Genomic DNA, 20984 nt, shown 5'->3' on the forward strand with positions numbered 1-20984 from the left:
CCTCGCCATGCCCTCCGCAATCACTTCCCTTCCAGGACAGGAGCCACACCATGACAGCGTCTTCCAACCCCACCCTGCAATTCCTCGGTGCCGCGGGCACCGTGACCGGCTCGCGCTACCTGGTCGAGGCCAACGGTCAGCGCGTGCTCGTGGACTGCGGCCTGTTCCAGGGCTACAAGCAATTGCGCGAGCGCAACTGGGCTCCGTTTCCCGTCGAGGCGTCATCAATCGACGCGGTGGTCCTGACCCACGCCCACCTGGACCATTCGGGCTACTTGCCCGCACTGGTCAAACAAGGGTTCCGCGGCCGGATCCACTGCACCCATGGCAGCGTGGCCCTGTGCGGCCTGCTGCTTCCCGACAGCGGACACCTGCTCGAAGAGGAGGCCAAGTACGCGGCCCGCAAGGGGTACTCCAAGCACAAGGAACCACGGCCGCTTTATACCGAGGATGACGCCCGCCGCAGCCTGAAGCAGCTCAAGGGGCATGACTATGGTCGCGACATCGAGGTCGCATCAGGCGTCACGATCCGCTTCCATCCTGCCGGCCACATCCTGGGCGCTGCCCATGTCAGCCTTGACGTCCAGGGCCAGCGCCTGCACTTCAGTGGCGACCTGGGACGGCAGCAGGAGTCGCTGATGAATCCGCCGACGCCCCTGCCCGCCTGTGACGTCCTGGTCTGCGAATCCACATATGGCAATCGGGAACACATTCCGATCGACCAAGAAGCCGAGCTGGCACCGATCATCCGCCGCGTTGCCGCCCGCGGGGGCGTGATCGTCATTCCCGCCTTTGCCATCGGCCGCGCCCAGGCGCTCATGCTGCATATCGCCCGGCTGCGTGAGCGCAAGGACATCCCTCGCGTGCCGGTCTACCTCAACAGCCCGATGGCGATCAACGCGACCCGGCACTACCACGACCACCACTCCGAGCACCACGTGTCCGACGAGGACTGCCAGCGGATGTTCGACGTGGCCACCTTCGTCAACACTGTAGAAGAGTCGAAGGCACTCAACCGCCAGCGCGGGCCGATGATCATCATCTCGGCCAGCGGCATGATCACCGGCGGGCGCGTGCTGCACCACATCGAGGCGTTCGGCCCCGATGACCGCAACGCGATCCTGCTCGCGGGCTACCAGGCCGGAGGAACACGCGGTGCCGCGCTGGCGGCAGGCAAGCGCACGTTGCGCATGTTCGGCCGCGAGGTCCCCATCCGCGCCGAGGTGGTGCAGCTGGAGGGCTTCTCCGGCCACGCCGACGCCGGGGAGCTGCTGGACTGGATGCGCACCGCGCCGTCCGCGCCGCGCATGGTCTACCTCACCCACGGCGAGCCCGACGCTGCAGACACGCTGCGCGGGCGCGTGCAGCGTGAACTGGGCTGGCGTGCGCGCGTGCCGGGGCACCTGGAGCAAGTCGGATTGGAGGATGCGAGATGACCACGCAGGCCCCGGGCCACACCCGCCTGCGCGTCACCCGTGCCGGCATCGACACCTACCAGCAGCCGGTGGTCTATATGCACCGCGACTGCGAGGTCTGTCGCTCGGAAGGCTTTGCCGCGTTGACGCGCGTCAGGCTGGACGTGGACGCCCGCACGCTGGTGGCGACGCTGAACGTGGTCATCGACGATCGGCTCGGCCTGGACGAGGTGGCGTTGTCGGAGGCCGCGTGGACGCTCCTCGATCCCGCGCCCGACGCCCTCGCCGGCGTCAGGCACGCGGAACCCGCGGCGTCGGCGGGCGCGCTCCGTGCCAAGGTGTTCGGCGCCCGGTTGGACGACGCGCAGTACTTCGCCCTGGTGCAGGACGTGATGGAAAGCAGGTTGTCGGACCTGGAGCTTGCAGCTTTCGTCACTGCCAGCGCGGGTGACCGCCTGGACCATGCGGAGACGACCGCGCTGACGCGAGCCATGATCTCCGTGGGCCAGCGCCTGGACTGGGGCGAAGGGCCGGTGCTGGACAAACACTGCGTAGGTGGCCTGCCGGGCAATCGCACCACCCCGATCGTGGTGGCCATCGTGGCTGCGCTGGGCTACCGCATCCCGAAGACCTCGTCGCGCGCGATCACGTCGCCCGCGGGCACCGCCGACACCATGGAAGTGATGGCGCCGGTGGCGCTCGACCTGGCGGCGATGCGCCGGGTGGTGGAGCGCGAGGGCGGCTGCATCGTGTGGGGTGGCAACGTGCGCCTGAGCCCGGCCGACGACATCCTGATCCGGGTCCAGCGCCCGCTGGATTTCGACAGCGACGGCCAACTGGTCGCCAGCGTGCTGTCGAAGAAGATAGCCGCGGGCTCCACCCACGTCCTGATCGACATGCCGGTGGGTCCGACGGCCAAGGTGCGAGGTGAGGCCGCGGCCCACAGCCTCGGCACGCGGCTTGCCCACACCGCGGGCGCGCTGGGATTGCAGTTGGGCATCCATCGCTCCGACGGCACCCAGCCGGTGGGTCGGGGAATCGGCCCGGCGCTCGAGGCGCACGACGTGCTCAAGGTGCTGCGCAACGCGGCCGATGCACCCGCCGACCTTCGCGAACGCGCACTTGCGCTGTCCGCGACGCTGCTGGACATGGCAGCGGGCAGCAACGCCGGCACCGGACTGGAGCGCGCGCGCGGCGTGCTGGATTCCGGGGCGGCGCTGGCCAAGTTCCTGGCGATCTGCGAGGCCCAGGGAGGCTTCCGCGAACCGCCACGGGCGGCGTTCACCGCCGACGTCCCGGCGCCTGCATCGGGCCGCATCGCGGCGATCGACAACCGCAGGCTGGCCAAACTGGCCAAGCTGGCCGGCGCCCCGACATCCCCCACCGCCGGCCTCGAAACCGGTCTGCGGATCGGCGATACGGTCGAGCGCGGACAGCCCATGATGACCCTGCATGCGGAGTCGCCGGGAGAACTGGCCTACGCCCTGGAGCACGCCGCGACGCTGCAACCCTTTGTGCTTGGAGAGGTTCCATGACCCGTGTGCTGATGCCCTTCCCGGCCGATGCAGTGTTGGCCGGCACCATCAACCAGCCCCTGCAGGCGCGCATTGCACCCGTGGCCTGGCGGCACTTCCCCGATGGCGAGTCGCTGGTCACCCTGGACGACGCACTGGACGGCGCCGATGTGGCGATCCTGGCCAGCCTGCGCAACGCCGATGCCCTGGCCCTCCCGCTGCGCTTCGCCGCCCGGACCGCGCGCGAGTTCGGGGCTCGTTCGGTCGGCCTCATCGCACCCTACCTGGGGTATATGCGCCAGGACACCCGCTTCCATCGCGGCGAGGCGGTCAGTACACCGCTGTTTGCGCAATTCCTCGAAGAGGCTTTCGACTGGCTGGTGACCGTGGACCCGCACCTGCACCGCGTCGAGCGCCTGCAGTCGCTCTACCGCATTCCGACGGTCCACGTATCGGCGACGCCGGCCGTGGCCCGCTGGATCGCTGAGACCGTCCCCGACGCTGTGCTGATCGGCCCTGACAGCGAGAGCGAGCAGTGGGTAGCGGACATCGCCGCCCTGTCCGGCATGCCCTACCAGGTGCTGGCCAAGGAGCGGCACGGCGACTACGACGTGCGCGTCAGCCTGCCCGACCCGCAGGCCGTGGCGGGCCGGACCCCGGTCCTGATCGACGACATCGTGTCGTCCGGCCACACCATCCTGGAGACCCTCGCACACCTGCGCCGGTTGTCGTTGCCGCCGCCACTGCTGGTCGCCATCCATCCGGTGTTCGCCGGCGATGCCTATGCCCGCCTGCAGGAAGCAGGTCTGGCCCGCATCGTCAGTACCGACACCATTGCCCACCCGTCGAACGCGATCGCGCTCGGCGCGGACCTCGCTGACGCGGCATCGACCCTGATGTCCGCTTCGGCCGACTCCCCGGAGGACCCATGAACCTGCATCTCAACTGCTGCACCGCCGACCAGCTGTCGGCCGCCGAGCGCCAGCGGACCCTTGAACTCGCCGACGCCCACCGGCGGGCCGATCCCGCGTTTGACCATTGGGCGGCCGGCTACGGCGTGATCCGACATGACCCGCTCACCCAGCTCCGGGTCCGCCAGATGGTGCACGAGCTGGTGGCCTTGGGCCGCACGCCCGATGCCGGCACCGCCTGGCAGCGGCTCGCCGCGGCCGATCGCGTCACCAGCGCCGGCATGTGGCTGGTGGCCCACATGACCTACAGCCAGCGGGTCCGCACCGACGGCGCGGCCCTCGAGGCCGATGACTTCAAGGCCACGCCCGAAGGCCACACTGGCGGGTCCCTCAACATGGTGCCGGCCTACGCCGGCTACCTGCTGATGGACGCCCTGGATGGCGTCACCCGCGCATGGATGATGGGCCAGGGGCACTGCGTGGCCGCCATCGACGCGCTGAACGTGCTGGTTGGCAACATGACCGCCCGGCACGCCGAACGTTACGACCGCTCCGACGCGGGGCTGAGCCGGTTCGTCGGCGACTTCTATGCCTACACCCTCAATCCGGACGGAACACCGGCGTCGCCCCTGGGCTCCCACGTCAATGCGCACACCGCCGGGGGCGTGATGGAAGGCGGCTATCTCGGCTTTGCCGAACTGCAGTACGTGCATGCACCGCTCAAGGACGAACGCCTGGTGGCGTTCCTCAGCGACGGTGCGTTCGAGGAACAGCGCGGCAGCGACTGGGCGCCGCGCTGGTGGCGTGCCGAGGACAGCGGGCTGGTCAGCCCGATCATCATCCTCAACGGGCGGCGCATCGAACAGCGCAGCCAGATCGCCCAGCAGGGCGGCGAGCGGTGGCTGGACCGGCACCTGCGATTGAACGGCTTTGATCCGATCGCGCTGGACGGGCGCGATCCGGCCAGCATCGCGTGGGGTATCCATGTGATGGAGTCGCGCCTGCAAGCGGGCGCCGCCGTTCCCGATGCCGACGTGCGGCTGCCCTATGGCATTGCCGAAACCGTGAAGGGCTTCGGATTCCCCGGCGCCGGGACCAACGCCTCGCACAACCTGCCCCTGCCCGGGAATCCGTCGAAGGAGGCCGAGGCACGCGCGCTCTTCAATCAAGGCGCCGCGGCGCTGTTCGTGGCCGCGTCCGAGCTCGAGGAGGCTGTTGCCGCACTCAACAGCCACGACCTCCAGCAGCGCGTGCGCGAGCGCGACCATGCGCTGGCCGATCGCCAGGTGGAACCGCCCCGCGTCCCGGCGATCGCCGACCGCGGCGCCGGCGGCGAGAGCTCGCCGATGACCGCGCTCGACGAGCAGTTCGTCGCCATCGCCGAAGCGAACCCGGGGCTGCGCGTGCGCGTGGGCAATCCTGACGAGCTGCGCAGCAACAAGCTCGATCGCACCCTGGACGCAATGAAGCACCGGGTGCACGAGCCCGAGCCCGGTGTCGCGGAATCGACCACTGGCGCGGTCATCACCGCGCTTAATGAGGAAGCCGTGGTATGCGCCGCGCTCGGCAACAAGGGCGGGCTGAACCTGGTGGTCACCTACGAGGCGTTCGCACCGAAGATGCTTGGCGCCGTGCGCCAGGAATTGATCTTCGCGCGTCACCAGGCACAGGCGGGGCGACCGCCCGGCTGGCTGGGCGTGCCTCTCGTGCTGACCTCGCACACGTGGGAGAACGCGAAGAACGAGCAGTCCCATCAGGATCCGACCATGGCCGAGGCGCTCCTGGGCGAAATGGCCGACATATCGCGCGTGGTGTTTCCCCCGGACGCCAACGGCGCCGCCGCGGCCCTCGCCCACGCCTACGCGCAACGCGGCACGGTCACCACCCTGGTCGTCCCCAAGCGACCGGTGCCGCACGAGCTGACACCGACGCAGGCGCAGGCGCTGGCCACCCAAGGTGCGCTGTGCCTGGCCGGCAACCCGGCGACAGCGGCGATCCTGCTGGTCGCCACCGGTGCTTACCAATTGCAGGAAGTGCGCCACGCGCAGGTGCGCCTCGTTGAACGTGGCGTGTCGGCCGCGATCGTCTATCTCGGCGAGCCCGGCCGGTTCCGCACGCCGCGCGATCCGGACGAGGCGCGGTACGTGCACTCCGACAGCGAGGTCCATGCACTGTTCCCGGCGGAACGGCCGCGCATATTCGTCACGCATACGCGGCCCGAGCCCTTCCTGGGCGCGCTGCGCCGGCTCGACACTGGCCCGGCCACGACCGCGGCGCTCGGCTTCGTCAACCGCGGCGGCACGCTGGACGTGCCGGGACTGCTGTTCGCCAACCGCAGCACCTGGGCGCACGTGGTCGATGCGGCCGCGGGCGTCCTCGGCCAGTCCCGGGGCGGCCTGTTGTCGGAAGCGGAGCTGGCGGCAGTGGATGGTCGGGGCGATCCGGCCACGATCCTGCGTCCTGCAAGTGGGTCGACGCCATGAGTTGTCCAACCGGGAGCGCGCGTTGATGGCGGGCACGGTGCGGCGCGGAGGCCAGATTGCCTGGGCGGGACTCAAGCTCGGCGTCGCCGTGCTGCGCCTGCGCCGACGTGCACCCGACCTGCTTCCGGCATACGTCAGCACCACACTGGTGGGGTTGGGCACCACCTTCGTCAAGCTGGGCCAGGGCTTGAGCCTGCGCTGGGACCTGCTGCCGGCGCCCTATCGCGAGGCGCTGTCGCGATTGCACAGCGATGTGCCCCCCTTCCCGGCGGAGGAGGCCATGCGTATCGTCGAACAGGCGTTTGGCGCGCCGGTCGGCGAACTTTTCGCCAGCTTCGATGACAAGCCCCTGGCCGCGGCTTCAGTGGCCCAGATCCATCCAGCGCGCATGCATGATGGTCGCGATGTGGTCGTCAAGATCACCCGCCCCGGGATCCATGCCCAGGTGCAGGCGGATCTGCTGCTCCTGCGGCGCACGATGCGCGTCGCCCAGTGGATCTGGCCGCCACTGAAACGCCACCGGCCGCTCGAACTGGTGGACGAACTAGGCGCATTCCTGCGTGACGAGATCGACATGCGTCACGAGGCGCAGAACATGCGGCGCATGGCCAAGGTGCTGGATGCCCTGCCCGGCATCACCCAGCCGCACGTCGTCGAGCCGTATGCCACCCGCAACGTGCTTGTGCAGGATCGAAGCCACGGGACCCGTCTGGAGGCCGCGTACGGCACAGCGGCCGCTCCCGCACTGGCAAGGGCGCTGCTCGGTGCCTACGTGCATCAGCTCTTCGGCGCCGGCGTCTTCCATGCCGACCCGCACCCGGGGAATCTGTTCTTCTTTGACGACGGTCGCCTGTGCCTGCATGACTTTGGATCGATCGGCGTGCTCGACCCTGCATCCCGGCTCGCGCTCGGCGGCATGGTCGAGGCCATTGCGGCCGACGACGCCGAGGGCGTGCTGGATGCAGCGATCGCCATGGGCTTCTTCCCGTCGCAGGTCGACCGCCGCTCGCATGTGCGCGAGATCCACCTGATCCTGGCCGAGATGGCCAGCCGTCCGCTGGCGCAGTGGTCCATTGCCGAGGCAATCTGGCGCGTGGCACGCATTGGGCAGGGCGCTGGCTTCCGGCTTCCGGCCCACCTGCTGTCCCTGATCCGGACGCTGTTCCTGGTCGAGAACACGCTGCGGGCGCTGGATCCGAATCTGGACCTGCTGGGGACGCTGTCCGCGCAGGCGGCCGCGATCGCCGACATTGCCGAAGCCAGCCGCCCCAGCGGCAACAGGCCGCTTGCCATGCGGCTGGCCCGCACTGCGCGCCAACTGCCACAGATCGCCACCGACCTGTTGCGGCAGGCGCAACTGAGCGACGGACGACCCGCCTTCTCCGTACACCACCATGGCCTGAGTTCCACGCAGGAGGCAATCGCGCGCACGGGCAACCGGCTGGCGTTGGCCCTGGTCACCTTGGGCCTGTACGTAAGCGGTGCGCTGTTGAGCCTGCATTCCGACGGCCCGCAAGTGTTCGGTCACATGCCTTTCCTGGCTATGGTGGCTTTCGCTGCTGCGGGATTGCTCTCACTGCGGCTGGTGATGGCCATCGCCAGATCGGGACACTTGTAACAGAACACTGATCTATCTCCCCGCTGGTGCCCGGCGCATCAGTGCATCCAGGAAGGCAGACCCATGACGCAACACAATCATCATCATCAAGATCATCAGGCGCACGGCGAGCAACCGCCGCATCCCCGCACGGGTGCTGAAGGTGACGTCCATGCCGGGCACGACAAGCATGCCGGCCACAGCGTGGCGAGCTTCCGCGACAAGTTCTGGCTCACGCTGCTGCTGACCATCCCCACTCTGATCTGGAGCGGGATGATCCAGCATTGGTTCGACTACACCGCACCACAGTTCCCGGGGTCGGCGTACATCCCGGCGGTGTTCGGCACGATCGTGTACTTCTACGGCGGCTCGCCGTTCCTCCGCGGCGGATACCACGAGCTGAGAAATCGCCTGCCGGGCATGATGACGCTGATCTCGCTTGCGATCACCGTCGCCTTCCTTTACAGCGCGTTGGTCACGCTCGGCGTTGTCGAGGGCTTGGACCTGTGGTGGGAGCTGGCGACGCTGGTGGCGATCATGTTGCTCGGCCACTGGATCGAGATGCGTTCGATCAACCAGGCACAGGGCGCTCTCAAGGAACTCGCGAAGCTGCTGCCTGATATGGCGGTGCGGTTGGATGAGGCCGGTACCGCGAAGGAAGTCCCTGTCGCGGAACTGAAGCGCGGCGACCTGCTGCTCATCAGGCCCGGCGCGAGCATTCCCGCCGACGGCGTCGTGAAGGAAGGGACCAGCGCCGTCAACGAAGCGATGATCACCGGCGAGTCCAAGCCGATGGACAAGTCGACGGGCGACCGGGTGATCGCCGGCACCGTCAACGGACAGGGCTCGTTGCGTGTCGAGGTGACGGGAACCGGCGACGAGACCGCGCTCGCGGGTATCATGCGGCTCGTCGAGCAGGCCCAGACGTCGCGCTCGCGCGCCCAGGCCCTGGCGGACCGGGCGGCGTTCTACCTCACGATCATCGCCATCGTCTCCGCCGCGGTTACCGCCATTGTCTGGCCACTCCTCGGTCGACCGTGGAGCTTCACGATCGAGCGCGTAGTGACCGTGCTCGTGATCGCCTGTCCCCATGCGCTGGGTTTGGCCATCCCGCTGGTGACCGCCATCTCGACCACGATTGGCGCACGGAACGGCCTGCTCGTGCGCGATCGACGCGGCCTGGAAGAGGCCCGTTTGCTGAACACGGTCGTGTTCGACAAGACAGGCACGCTCACGCTCGGTTCGCACCGCGTCGTGAAGACCACTGCCGCCGATGGACTCACCGACGACGAGGTGCTTCGCGTGGCCGCGTCGGTCCAGCGCGACGCTGAACATCCGATCGCGCAGGCGCTGATGACCAGCGCCAAGGAACATGGCATCGACGTTCCGATGTCGCAGGACTTCGAGTCCATGCCGGGACGCGGCGTGCGCGCAGTCGTCGAGGAGCGCTCGCTTCACGTTGGCGGGCCGGGTCTGTTGAGAATGCTCGCGGTCGAACCGCCGGAGACGCTTCGGCGGGCTGCCGAATCAGCGGCAGCCGATGGTCAATCTGCAACCTACCTGGTGGAAGGCGACCGGGTGCTCGCCGTATTTGCGATCGCGGATGCCATCCGTCCCGAATCGTTCGACGCGGTCAAGCGGCTGCACGACGAAGGACTGGAGGTTGTCCTGCTGACGGGTGATTCCACGGCGGTCGCAAACGCGGTCGCGAAGGAACTCAACATCGACACCGTCTTCGCCGAGGTATTGCCCGAGGACAAGGTGGCAAAGATCGAGGAGCTGCAGGCCCAGGGCAAGCGCGTCGCGATGGTGGGTGACGGTGTCAATGACGCTCCGGCGCTGCTCACGTCCGACGTCGGCATCGCCATCGGCACAGGGACGGACGTCGCGGTCGAGGCCGGCGACGTCGTACTCGTGCGCAGCGACCCGCGCGACGTGCCAGCGATCATCGAATTGAGCAAGGCCACCTATCGCAAGATGATCCAGAACCTGTGGTGGGCCGCCGGCTACAACATCGTCGCCATCCCTCTCGCCGCTGGCGTTCTCGCCGCATGGGGGATCCTGCTGCAACCTGCGCTTGGGGCAGTGCTCATGTCGCTGAGCACCGTCGTTGTGGCAATCAATGCGCAGTTGTTGCGCCGGGCGGTGCGGTCCCCATGAACATGATTCGGGGACACCTGTGACCACGCGCCGGCTTCTTGCACTCAACGTTGGCTCGTCCACCCTCAAGGGCGCGTCCTATCTGTTCAACACTGAGGGACACGGCGCGCAGTCTCGTCTGCTCGAGCGCTCCCGGGCCGAAATTCCAGTCGGCGTGGATGCGCAGGAGCGCCTTGCCACCCTGCTCGAGGCATTGTCGGAGCCGTGGCCCAGCCCCGACGTGGTGGTGCACCGAATCGTACATGGCGGTGACCTGCACGACGCCCGCGAGCTCGACGAAACCGTGCTCGCGAAACTGGATGCATTGGTGCCGTTCGCACCCTTGCACCAGCCGGTAGCCCTCGCTTTCGCGCGTGCCGCGCGCATGCGTTGGCCGCACGCGCGCCAAGGCGTGGCCTTCGACACCGACTTCCACGCGTCGCTCGCGCCCTGGAGCCGGCGCTTGCCTGTCCCTGAAGCATGGGATGCGCTGGGCATCCGCCGCTACGGTTTCCATGGACTCGCCTTTGCCTCCGCGCTCCGCATAGTGGCCAGCCACGACGCTGGAATCCTGAAGGGCCGCGCTGTCTTCGCGCATCTGGGGGGTGGCTGCAGCGTCTGCGCCGTCGAGGGCGGCCGCAGCCGCGACACCACCATGGCGCTCACTCCGCTGGGTGGAATCCCGAGCCCTACCCGCTCCGGAGATCTCGATCCCGGCGCGTTGCTGTATCTGCTGAGGCATGAACGCCTGGATGCGCAGGCGCTTGAAAACGGCCTGTACCGCAGTGCAGGCCTTGCCGGAATCGCCGGCCATGGCGACATGCGCGTGTTGCTGACGGATCCCGGCCCGCAGGCCCAGCTTGCCGTGGAGCTCTTTGCAGTCCGGATTGCGCAGTCCATCGCGGCCATGGCCACGGCAATTGGCGGTCTCGACCATGTCGTCTTTTCCGGCGGCATCGGCCATCGCGCGCCGGTTTTGCGGGCTCGCATCGTCGCGCGACTGGCCTGGCTCGGCCTGGCGCTGGCACCTGACGTCAACGATGCTGGAGCCACGCGGATCGACCGCGGGGGCGGGCCGAGCATATGGAACGTCGCGATCGATGAGGAGCGCGAACTGGCTGAATCGGCACTCGCCTGGCTGTAGCCACGACACGCCCCAAGGGTCGGCTCCGGTGGGGAATCACTCCTCGATCCGTGACGACGTGAGCACCGCTGCGAATCCACCACCGGGGGTGCGCATGTTCGTGGTCTGGCCCTGGTACAGCCTGGCCGCGAACAACAGGACACCCGCCTCGGACGCGAAGCAGCGCACATCCGCCTTGAGGGACTGGCCCCCATGCACGATCCGCATGCTCGGTGGCGCGAAGGCCTGTGCGATGTAGGTCGCCGACGCCATAGACGCCCAAGTCCGCCGGGTCAACTTGTCGCCCCGATAACTCCCACGGCTGCCAAACCCTGCTGCAGGCTTGAAGAAATATCCGTTGCGCACTGCCCACAACGCATCCCGGTTCGCGGGCACGAGTTCGACCGTGGGCGGGATCACCTGGCCCAGCAGTGCCGTCGAACCCGCATCGACCCCGAACCCGCCGAGCAGAGCCGGGTCCCCGAGCACCGCAAGGTTGCGCTTGTCGGCAAACAGCGCGTGTGCTCGGGGATGCGGCATCAGCGCGACGTCCCCTGCCAGGTAAGCCTCACGAATGTCTGCATGCGAGGCATCCTCGAGCGCGAAATCGGTCAACCGGTTGTAGACAGTGTCGATTCGACCGTGGGCATCCTCAAGCCCGTCCGAACCAAACGACAAATCCTCGGGAGCGCTGATCACGCAGTCCACGCCATGGTCCCGAAACGCGTTCGCGTACAGCACAAACTCGGGGTAAAGGAACTGCGCTCGCGGAGTGCTGTCCACGATGGCCAGGCGCGACGGCGTGCGCCCGGATTGCTGCCGAGCATCCTCCATCCAGGCCGTGACGGCCGCATCACGCGCTTGGGCCGCGTTGGTCCAGGTGGCCCATGCTGGCGGCGCGCAAGACCGCACGGCATCGAGCAACAAGGCATTGAGGAGCAGACCGCCTGGATTGGTGTTGACCTCGATCAGCCGCGGGCCATCGACCGTCAGGTGAAAGTCCAGACCCAGGACGCCCCCCGCCGAACCCGGATCATGGGTTGCAATGTCAGGGGCCCATTGCAGGACCCGTTGGCTATATCCCGGGTTTCCTGCGACGTCGAAGACCGCCGCCGCGACTCGTCCCATGGCCTCCAACGCGGGCCGATCAACGAACAAGGCATAGGGTGAAAATAAGTGCGCGTGTACGGCGGGATCAGTCGTGAACTCCGGAAAGGCACCCCGGATCGACTCGTGCAGACGGAGGATGTCGACCACTTCGCATGCACACCGCTGGTTGAGCGGCGCGCTTTCCAGGGTGGCACAGTCGATCTCGCAGCCTGTCTGTCCAACTATTATCGGAGTCCGCGGTTCAACCACAACAGGGATTGTTCTGTTGGATCGGTGGACATGGCACTGTTCCGAACGAGCAGAACACACAGCAGTCGCCTTGATGCGGACGCAAAACCGCTCCACAGCCCGTGCACTCATAGAAGAATTGACACGCTGTGATGGGCATTGTCTCGGTCGCCCGATGGCCGCACTCCGGGCAGGTCAAGACGCTTTCCAGCTTGACGTCACTCACCGCCAGTCCGCACCTTGGCCGGGAAGCCTGCTTCCGTGACTGCACGCGCGATTCCGGCTGCATCCGTCTGGCTCGATTCGAACGTCACCGTGACTGTTTCAGCCCGGGTGTCCACCTTCACATCGGCCACGCCCGGCACCTTCTCCAGCGCCTTCCTGATGGTGATGCCGCAGGCGGGACAGGTCATGTTCTCAGCATCGAGCATCACTACGGTTGCGGGCGTCGCAAGAGCGGCACCGACCGACAGAGCAGCCACCAGGGCCAGTATCCACTTGTGCATCGCGCCTCCTACAGAATCCAGACGATGTAATAGGGAAACAGCAGCAACAGGACGATGAGGGCTGTCGCCAACCAGAGCCAACGTCGCCTGCGTCGCAGAGCGTCCGGGGCGATGCAACTGCCATCCACACCGCACCGTGCCGCCGGTCGATACAGCATCCAAAACGCCACGGCCAAGGACAGTACGGCGGCGGCGCTGAACCAGGGCCTCAAGGGATCGAGAGCTGTCAGGGTGCCGATCCAGGCGCCACTGATGCCCAGCAGGACCAGCACCAGCGGCACGACGCAGCAGACCGATGCGCCAATGGCGGCGATGCTCGCGCCAACGATGGCTGGAACAGACGATTTGGCCGGGGTTGTTTGCATCAGAGCATACTAGCCTCTGTACCTAGGTACGGAGTCAAGCCGTGCGTCCGAACACGTTTACGATCAGCCGGCTGGCGGCGGCGGCCGATGTGCACGTCGAAACCGTGCGCTACTACCAGCGGCGTAGGCTGCTGCGTCAACCCGAGCGACCCATAGGAGGCGTGCGTCGTTACGACGAAAACGATGTCAATCGGCTTCAGTTCATCCGGCGCGCTCAGATGATGGGATTCAGCCTCGACGAGATCGCTGGCCTGCTAGAGATCACAGGCGAAGGTTCTTGCGAGCAGACCCGTCAGCTGACCGAGCGAAAGCTCGTCGATGTCCGTCTACGAATCCGCGAGCTGCGACAGCTGGAGAGGGATCTCGAACAGAAAATAGCGCGGTGCGCCCAAGTGCCGGCGGGAGAGTGCTGCCCAACCCTCGATTTTCTGGAGCGGCCAATAAAGCCAGCTGCGACAGGCAGTTAGCTCACTTTCGGCCCGTTTTTACACGAATCCCTGCCGACCCTCAAATTGTTTTCGCCGGACGGTTGCAGCCATGAAGCCCGAGGCGCAGCCGTGCCACCGCCAGGATTCACAACGAGACAAGGACGCCTTGGGCCGAACCGCTCCGAAAGGAGATGGGGCCGACTCGGCATCCCCGCCCGAAGGCTTCTCCAGCTCGCTCACTGACGCGGGCCAGGTCAACCACCAAATGAAAGGCGAGAAAGCCCCGGCCGCACCTTGCGGCGCCGGTCTTGAGGCGTGGCGTGGAAGCTCCATAGCGATGCCGGGCGGGTTGTCCGTGAACCGTCCTTCGTGACGTGATGGGCAGGAACCGCCAGCGTTGAGGGCAGCACGCATCCGTGCAACCTGCTGCAGCAAGGGCCAGCGTGTTCGCCAGCACCCCGTCCATCGCAGCGTAGCGCTGGCCGCGCCGATCCGGCGCAGCCGGTTCGGCCGCATCGAGGGGCGCCAAGCATCGCGCGGCGGGGATAGCCCGCAGGGCTTTCCCCTGGAGGCAAGCGAAGCGCGCAGCGCCAAAGGCGCGAAGGCGCGAGGAATTGAAGCCGAATGGCCGTGACAGCGAAGTTGACACGGGGCGCAGCCCGAAAGCCCGGCGGGGCGAAGCGCCGACACGCCCAGGCCGTTCTATATTTTCAGGAAAGAATCCAAGAGCAGTCCATGACCATCCAGCTACGACACGAAACACCTGACGACATGGCCGCCATCGAGGCCGTCACGGTCGCCGCCTTCGCCGATGCACCGCACACCAGCCACACCGAGCAGTTCATCGTGCGCGCCCTGCGCGCCGCCGACGAACTGACGCTTTCCATCGTGGCCGAGGAACACGGCCAGGTCGTCGGCCATGTGGCCCTGTCGCCCGTGACCATCACCGATCGCAACGGCCACAAGGCCGAAGGCTGGTACGGCTTGGGGCCGATCTCCGTCCTGCCGCAAAGGCAAGGGCACGGCATCGGCTCGCGCCTGATGGAACAGGCGCTGTCTGAACTGCGTGACATGCAGGCCGCGGGCTGCGTGCTGCTGGGCGATCCCGCGTATTACGCGCGTTTTGGTTTTCAGGCCCGTGCGGGCCTGCAACTGCCGGGCGTGCCGCCCGGCTACTTCATGGCACTGGCCTTCGATGGGCCGGTGCCCGAAGGCATCGCACACTACAGCGATGCTTTCAACGCCGCCGCCTGAGCCAGCGCGAAGGCGGCGGCGTTCTGAATCGGCTGCTGGCCTTGAACACCGCGCGCGGCCACTACCGCGACCGGATTTGCATTTCACCGCGCCCAGGACGGAACGGCCTGGGCGCGGTGCTGATCGCGGTTATTCCTTCGTCTCGATGAGCCACCACAAGGCGCGCGGCAAGGCGCGGCCCGTGATGGGATGAATGTCGGTGAGGTCGGCGCGGGCCGACCAGCCCGAGGGCAGGCGATAGCCGCGTACGTCGCCTGCGCCGTGCCAGCGGCGGGCGCGTACTGTGCCGGGGGCGTAGATCGCCGCCATGCGCCGGCGGCTGGTGGCGGTGTGGATCATGGAGCTTCTCCTTCCAGCGAAGCGCCCCGGTCGAGGCCGGGGCGCTTGCCTTCGGCGCGGGTCAAGCGGCCAGCACCTCGGCGGGTTCATCCGCCATTGCTTCGGCATCCTCCGAGGCGTCCTGCTCCGGGCTTTCCTCCTGCGCGGCATCCTGCGGATCTGCGGCCTTGAAGATGGCGGGCATCCAGCCCGTGCCATCGGCCAGCCGCTCGGCTTCGCTGGCAATGTCGGCCTTCTTGAGCTTCGCCAGCCGGTTGATTTGCTCGGGCGCGTACTCGCCCACGGCATCCAGAATCACGGCCTTGGAAACGTGCTTGAAGTAGCCTTCTGCGGTCGGCTTCCACCATGCGGCCATGTCGAGGCCCACGGCCTGCGCCAGTTCTTCGCCGCGATGGTGCGTCGTGGCGCGGGGCGTCACCACGTCCACCGTGGAAGCCACGCACACGGCCAGCAGTCGCACCAGTTCGTCTTGCGGCTTCGCCAGCAGCGCGGCGAACAGTTCGGCGCTGTCCTCCGGCAAGGCTTCACCGGCCACCTGTTGCAGTTCGCGCAGCGCCACGGCGGCGGGCGATTCCGGCCAGTCCGGTGCCATGCCTTCCAGCCGGTATTGCGCCGTGAGGCGCACGCCGAGCGGCAGGCCATCGCCGTAGGCGTCGGGCTGCAAGACGGTCTGCACCATGCCATGCACCAGTGCGGCCAGCGCGACATGCGGATGCCGGGCGACTTCGATTTGCAGCGCCGCCGTGCGGTGGGCGCTCAACCGCTGCGCCAGCCGGTCGGACAGGCTCGCGGCCTTGGGTGCGTCGTCGGCGTCCTCGTGCTCGTCGTTGGCGACTTCGCCTTCGGTGTTGCCGAAACCGCGCCGCAGCTTTTCCAGCGTGCGCAGCGCCTTGGCCTCGGCTTCGCGCAGCAGGCCGCGATGAATGGCGGCTTCGCCGTTGCGGTCGATGGTGACGATGACACCGGCCACCTCGCGCACTTCGGGGGCATAGCCCTGTAAGGCGTCCTCCGCGTCTTGCAGTTCGCCGATCACCTGATCGCGCCGCCGTTCCAGCTTCTCGGCCTTGGCCTCGTCCTCGGCGTCGCAGGCTTCTTCCAGTTCGGCGTCGATCTTTTCGAGGCGGGTTTCCAGCGAGGCGATGCGGCGGGCCTCGCGGGTGGTCGGCTCGCGGCGATGGCGCGGGGCGTTCTGGAACGCCTGCCGTTCCTCGTAGGCCAGATGCGGCACGGCCTCCACCCACGCCCAGCCCTCGGCGCGCACGTCCTCGGCCAGCGTTGCCAGCTTGTCGCGCACCAGCGTTTCCAGCACTGCGGTATCGGTGAGGTAGGTTCCGGCATCGCCTTCTGCGAACAGGTCGCGGCGGATGCCGCCGCCTGCCTGCCGGTAGGTGTCCAGCCCGACGAAGCGCACCAGCGCGTGCGCGGCGTCGATTTCGCGCTCGGTCAGGCGCTCGCGCAGCTTGGACGGGCTGCGCTGCCATTCCGGCGCACCATAGAACGCGGCTTCCTGCGCTGCGTGGTCGTCGGTGATGGTCAAGGCCATCAACTGTTCCAGCGTGACGGTTCCAGCGCGGTAGTCGTTCATCAGGCGCGGCGAGACGTTCGCCAGCTTCAAGCGGCGCTGCACCACCAGCGGGGACACGCCGAAGTCGGCGGCAATGTCTTCGACGGGCCGGCCTTCCTTGACCAGCGCGGCGAAGGCCGCGAACTGGTCGGCGGGGTGCATGTTCTCGCGCTGCACGTTCTCCGCGAGGCTGACGGTACGGGCGGACGCATCGGCCACCAGCAGGCACGGCACTTCATAGTCGGCGGGGATGCGCTTCTTCTTCGCCAGCAGCTTCAAGGCGGTCAGGCGGCGATCACCGGCCACCACCTCGTAAGCCTCGCCGTCCGCGGAAAGGATGACGATCAGGTTTTGCAGCAGGCCGATGCGGGCAATGCTCGCGGCCAGTTCGGGGATGGACTGGCGCGGGGTCGTGCGGACGTTGCGCCTGGAGCGGCGCGGCAACAGTTGCGACAGCGGAACCAAGATCAGGTTCTTGGTCGGGTCTGCCGCTTCCAGCGGCGCGGCGGCTTCGATGGCGACGGTTTCGGTTTTGAGTACGGCGTTCATGGTGATAACTCCTTGCGGTTAGGGATGCAGCAGCGAGAGAAGCGGCAAGGGCTGCTGCCTGCCCCTGCCGCGTAGGGATTCAGGCTTTCAACTGGCGCAGGCCATCGGCCAGCAGCCACAGGGAGCGGTTCAGGCGCACGTTTTGGTCAATGCCTTGAACGGGGCGGGTTTGCTGGCGGCGTCCGTTGGCGCTTCGCCCGGACAGTCCGCCCTTGGTCAAGTTCTCCTGCGTGCGGTTGAACACACTCCACAGGTCGCGGCGGTCGTCGTCATGGCGGCGCGGCATCAGGATTTGCGATTCCGTGATGGGCGCGGGCTTGTTCTCGTCGTACTTCAACGCCAGCGCAGCGCGGGCGAACACTTCCGATTCCCCTGCGTCCAGCGTGATAGCGCGCATGGCATCGCGGGATTCCTGCGCCCGGTCGAAGCCGTGCAGGACTTCGTATGCGCCTTCGATCACCTGTCCAGCCACGTCGCCTTTGTGAGGCACGCGCACGTCGGCCACGGTATCGCCGCAGACAAGGCCATTGCTGCAAACGAAACGAAACATCCCGGCCAGCATCTGATAGCTGCTGGTGCCGTCATGGGAGTTCAGTAGGATGATTTCGTTGGCCTCGCGGCCGTTGATCTGGCTGGCGTGGCGCAGCCGGATCATGTGCTTGGTGTAGTCGCGGCGGTCGTCGTGGCGCACGCGGGTTTGCGTCACCATGAAAGGCTCGAAACCTTCCCCGCGCAGTTCTTGCAGCACGGTCGCGGTGGGGATGTAGCTGTATCGCTCGGAGCGGCTTTCGTGCGGGGCGTCCGCGAAGATGGACGGGGCCACGGCCCGGATTTGGTCGTCGGACAAGGGACGTTCCGAACGCAGCACCGGGGAACGGGAAGCGAAGCGGGATGCGAGTTGCATGGCATTTCTCCTGACAAAGAAAAAAGGGTTTGCTGTTCACACCGCACACCGGATTCCTAGATTCGGAAGCCCAGCCTTTCGGCTGTTCGGTGCGGTCGGCACGAGGAACCCGGTTGGCCCTGTTGCCACCGTCTTTCCTGAGTTCATCGCCCGCGACGGTCAGGAGCGCGCGAACGGGTGCCGTCAAGGAGGCAAGCGCAGGGTTGGTGCGGCCCGCAGGCGCAGCCGAGGACACGGCCCTGCGCGCCTTGACGGCACACGGGCGCGGGCTACAGTCGCGGTGAAGGTGATGAAGTCAGGGGAGACGGCTGGACATGGCAACGGCCCCTCGACACGCCGACCGCACGGCAAGCGAAGCGCGCAGGCCCGGATCTAGGAATCAGGGCCGGCGGCGTCAGCCGAGCGGAGCGAGGGAACGATGGAAGCCCATCAGGGGCGAGACGCCGCAGGCGGTTCAATGCGAAGCACGACAGCGCGACCGGCCATGTCTGCTTGGCCGGGGACGCACGACCGTCCTACCATCCCTCCATGGAAGAAACCATCCTCAACAACGACGATCCTTTGGAGCACATGCTTCACCGCTCCAATGCCTTGCACGAACGGCTGGATGAATTGCTGGGCAATGCCGAGTTCGATGGATCGCCCCGTGGCGAATCAGCCCTCGGCATGTGCTTGGTGGCTATGGAACATGCGGCGGCAATGCGAGCGTTGATGTCGCTGCGACTGCCCACGTCTGCCGTCGGCCTCATGCGCCTGCAGTTCGAGGCCCTGACACGGGCAATTTGGCTGCTCTACGCAGCTAGCGACACAGCGATCGACAAGTTGCTGGCGCCACTGACGCAGCAGAGCGAACAGGCAGCCAAGAACTTGCCTGGCGCCAGCGAAATGATTGAGCAGATCGGCAAGCGAGTCGGACAAGGCGTGCCGGCAGCCGCGCACCAGATGCTCTCGCACTTCAAGGATGTGACCTGGCACGGCATGAACTCATTCGTGCATGGCGGCATTCATCCGCTGCGGCGTAGTGCCGACGGCTTCCCGGTCGATCTTGCCCTGCAAGTGCTGCGCAGCTCGAACGGTCTGACGACCATGACCGGCATGACGATGGCTGTCCTCACCGGCGATGAAGCCGTGGCCAAGCCGGTGAGCAAGATCCAGCCGGCATTCGCCGACTGCCTGCCGGATCTGCTGAGACCTTGAACGGGGCTTCTTGCGACGCCCCGCGCAAATCATTGGACGATTCGCCCAGCCAGGCGCGCATCACGCGCATAGGCGCTCAACCGCTTTTCGGCCCGGAAAGACAGGTCACGTTCGATTGGCAGGCCCAGCCCGCCGCGCACGGTCGCCAGTTCGCCCAGGCTGACCCAGCCGATTTCCGGCATCCCCAGGCCCAGGTCGCAAAGACCAAAGGCGTGGTCGTGGTCGTCGGGATCAATCTCGGTCAGCAGCCAGGTCGCGCCGGCATCCGGCGTGAACAGCTTGACCACGGGCGCCGGATCGAAGTCCGGGTTCTCCAGTGATTTGCAGCCATTGGCCAGCAGCACGACGCGCTGCTCGTCAGTGATGAGTGCGTTGTTCATGGTGAACTCCTGAAAGGTTGCCGGGCGGAGTTGCCCGACCCTTCCGGGGCACGGCGCAGCGCAAGCAGTCAGGGGTCAACGACGGCCGCCAGGACGCAAGCGCCATCGGCGCGCAGCCCTTGACGGCGAGCACGCCGTGGCACGATGAAGGGAACAGCAAGACCGCCTCCCTTGCACCTTCACGTTCCCCGGTTCTCGGCAAGCGAAGCGCGCAGGCCCGCGCAGACCCGCGCGGGCCGGAGTTGCGCCACCGGACGCAGCAAAAAGGGGGCCGAAGCCCCCTTGGTCAGATCAGGCCGCGTTCGGCGAATGATGTGGTGTTGCCGCCCGCGACGATGATGTGATCCAGAATGCGAACGTCCACAAGTGCCAGCGCCTCCTTGAGCCGCTGGGTCAGTGCCCTGTCGGCCGCGCTCGGCTCAGGATTCCCGCTCGGGTGGTTGTGCGAAACGATGACCGCCGCCGCATTGAGCCGCAGCGCCTGCTTGACCACTTCGCGCGGATACACCGATGCGCTATCGATGGTGCCTCGAAACATCTCGGCATATTCGATCAAGTAATGGTGCGTATCCAGGAACAGCACGGCGAACACCTCGTGCTCGAACCCAGCCAGCTTGGCGCGCAGGTACTCCTTGACCGCCACCGGCGAACTGAATGACGCACCGCGCTGCATCTTGTGCTCGATAGCCTGGCGCGCGGCCTCCAGAATCTGGTCAGTCGTCGCCAGCAGGTAGCGGCCCTGCGCATCACGCACCATCAGTGAGGTATCGAACGAGGAAAAAGACAGTTGCGACATGATCGTGCTCCGGTTGCTTGGGCGGAATTGCCCGGAACCGTCGCCAGCACGGCGCAGCGCAAGCAGTCAGGGGTCGCAGACGGCCGCCAGGACGCAAGCGCGCACAAGCGCGCGCCGCCCTTGACGGCGAGAACGCCGTGATATGGTGAAGGGAACAGCAAGACCGCCCACACCCCGCCCAC

The 20984-nt window shown here is 66.9% G+C and carries 19 protein-coding genes; 10 read left to right on the forward strand and 9 right to left on the reverse strand.

Translation table 11 applies throughout. The features are described 5' to 3' along the window. The first annotated feature begins 50 nt into the window (after positions 1 to 50). The 7 genes from AC1VXC_RS05315 to AC1VXC_RS05345 all read left to right on the forward strand — a co-directional run bounded on the left by AC1VXC_RS05315 (position 51) and on the right by AC1VXC_RS05345 (position 11203). Positions 51 to 1436, forward strand: a complete 1386-nt coding sequence (locus tag AC1VXC_RS05315; protein ID WP_017357192.1) for an MBL fold metallo-hydrolase RNA specificity domain-containing protein — start codon at positions 51 to 53, stop codon at positions 1434 to 1436. Beyond that, positions 1433 to 2950 (forward strand): thymidine phosphorylase family protein, encoded by a 1518-nt coding sequence (locus tag AC1VXC_RS05320; RefSeq protein WP_481538881.1) that lies wholly within the window; start codon positions 1433 to 1435, stop codon positions 2948 to 2950. The genes AC1VXC_RS05315 and AC1VXC_RS05320 overlap by 4 nt, the downstream gene beginning before the upstream one ends. Continuing rightward, on the forward strand, positions 2947 to 3861 hold the full coding sequence (locus AC1VXC_RS05325; RefSeq protein ID WP_017355176.1) for a ribose-phosphate diphosphokinase: 915 nt from the start codon (positions 2947 to 2949) through the stop codon (positions 3859 to 3861). Before AC1VXC_RS05320 ends, AC1VXC_RS05325 begins: the two co-directional genes overlap by 4 nt. Then, entirely contained in the window at positions 3858 to 6323 is a 2466-nt protein-coding gene (locus AC1VXC_RS05330; RefSeq protein ID WP_017355175.1) for a phosphoketolase family protein, read from the forward strand. Before AC1VXC_RS05325 ends, AC1VXC_RS05330 begins: the two co-directional genes overlap by 4 nt. A gap of 25 nt (positions 6324 to 6348) precedes the next feature. After that, entirely contained in the window at positions 6349 to 7941 is a 1593-nt protein-coding gene (locus AC1VXC_RS05335; protein WP_017355174.1) for an ABC1 kinase family protein, read from the forward strand. A 63-nt stretch (positions 7942 to 8004) separates the two neighbouring features. Then, complete coding sequence (locus AC1VXC_RS05340) at positions 8005 to 10080, forward strand: heavy metal translocating P-type ATPase (RefSeq protein ID WP_082316348.1); 2076 nt, start codon at positions 8005 to 8007, stop codon at positions 10078 to 10080. 19 nt (positions 10081 to 10099) lie between these two features. Beyond that, entirely contained in the window at positions 10100 to 11203 is a 1104-nt protein-coding gene (locus AC1VXC_RS05345) for an acetate/propionate family kinase (protein WP_036196077.1), read from the forward strand. 36 nt (positions 11204 to 11239) lie between these two features. Here the strand turns inward: AC1VXC_RS05345 and AC1VXC_RS05350 are convergent, their stop codons facing one another. The 4 genes from AC1VXC_RS05350 to AC1VXC_RS05365 all read right to left on the reverse strand — a co-directional run bounded on the left by AC1VXC_RS05350 (position 11240) and on the right by AC1VXC_RS05365 (position 13391). Beyond that, positions 11240 to 12439: a hypothetical protein gene (locus tag AC1VXC_RS05350; RefSeq protein WP_017355170.1), complete on the reverse strand. Its 1200-nt coding sequence runs from the start codon at positions 12437 to 12439 to the stop codon at positions 11240 to 11242. Between the two features lie 94 nt (positions 12440 to 12533). Beyond that, positions 12534 to 12809, reverse strand: coding sequence for a GDCCVxC domain-containing (seleno)protein (locus AC1VXC_RS05355; RefSeq protein WP_255683533.1), 276 nt, complete (start codon positions 12807 to 12809; stop codon positions 12534 to 12536). Continuing rightward, positions 12739 to 13026: a heavy-metal-associated domain-containing protein gene (locus AC1VXC_RS05360; RefSeq protein ID WP_017355169.1), complete on the reverse strand. Its 288-nt coding sequence runs from the start codon at positions 13024 to 13026 to the stop codon at positions 12739 to 12741. The genes AC1VXC_RS05355 and AC1VXC_RS05360 overlap by 71 nt, the downstream gene beginning before the upstream one ends. An 8-nt stretch (positions 13027 to 13034) precedes the next feature. After that, positions 13035 to 13391: a mercuric transporter MerT family protein gene (locus AC1VXC_RS05365; protein ID WP_017355168.1), complete on the reverse strand. Its 357-nt coding sequence runs from the start codon at positions 13389 to 13391 to the stop codon at positions 13035 to 13037. Between the two features lie 41 nt (positions 13392 to 13432). Between AC1VXC_RS05365 and AC1VXC_RS05370 the strand changes: the two genes are divergently transcribed. Both AC1VXC_RS05370 and AC1VXC_RS05375 read left to right on the forward strand, forming a co-directional pair. Beyond that, complete coding sequence (locus tag AC1VXC_RS05370; protein ID WP_017355167.1) at positions 13433 to 13858, forward strand: MerR family transcriptional regulator; 426 nt, start codon at positions 13433 to 13435, stop codon at positions 13856 to 13858. Between the two features lie 696 nt (positions 13859 to 14554). After that, the gene (locus AC1VXC_RS05375; RefSeq protein ID WP_154353609.1) at positions 14555 to 15073 is read left to right on the forward strand and encodes a GNAT family N-acetyltransferase; all 519 of its coding nucleotides are present in this window, start codon (positions 14555 to 14557) and stop codon (positions 15071 to 15073) included. A gap of 129 nt (positions 15074 to 15202) precedes the next feature. Here the strand turns inward: AC1VXC_RS05375 and AC1VXC_RS05380 are convergent, their stop codons facing one another. The 3 genes from AC1VXC_RS05380 to AC1VXC_RS05390 all read right to left on the reverse strand — a co-directional run bounded on the left by AC1VXC_RS05380 (position 15203) and on the right by AC1VXC_RS05390 (position 18429). Beyond that, a complete protein-coding gene (locus AC1VXC_RS05380) occupies positions 15203 to 15412 on the reverse strand; it encodes a hypothetical protein (protein ID WP_154352389.1) in 210 nt (69 codons plus the stop codon). Positions 15413 to 15473: 61 nt separating this feature from the next. Next, on the reverse strand, positions 15474 to 17525 hold the full coding sequence (locus tag AC1VXC_RS05385; protein WP_154352388.1) for a ParB/RepB/Spo0J family partition protein: 2052 nt from the start codon (positions 17523 to 17525) through the stop codon (positions 15474 to 15476). A 79-nt stretch (positions 17526 to 17604) separates the two neighbouring features. Further along, positions 17605 to 18429 carry a DUF932 domain-containing protein gene (locus AC1VXC_RS05390; protein WP_154352387.1) on the reverse strand — a complete coding sequence of 275 codons (825 nt, stop codon included), beginning with the start codon at positions 18427 to 18429 and terminating at the stop codon, positions 17605 to 17607. Positions 18430 to 18957: 528 nt separating this feature from the next. Between AC1VXC_RS05390 and AC1VXC_RS05395 the strand changes: the two genes are divergently transcribed. Beyond that, positions 18958 to 19626, forward strand: a complete 669-nt coding sequence (locus tag AC1VXC_RS05395) for a DUF6988 family protein (RefSeq protein WP_154352386.1) — start codon at positions 18958 to 18960, stop codon at positions 19624 to 19626. Between the two features lie 29 nt (positions 19627 to 19655). Here AC1VXC_RS05395 and AC1VXC_RS05400 read toward each other — a convergent pair whose 3' ends face one another. After that, entirely contained in the window at positions 19656 to 20006 is a 351-nt protein-coding gene (locus AC1VXC_RS05400) for a DUF2958 domain-containing protein (protein ID WP_154352385.1), read from the reverse strand. Between the two features lie 286 nt (positions 20007 to 20292). Then, a complete protein-coding gene (gene radC, locus AC1VXC_RS05405; RefSeq protein ID WP_154352384.1) occupies positions 20293 to 20802 on the reverse strand; it encodes a RadC family protein in 510 nt (169 codons plus the stop codon). Positions 20803 to 20984 lie beyond the last annotated feature (182 nt).

This window comes from Stenotrophomonas sp. STEN033, from assembly GCF_056856655.1.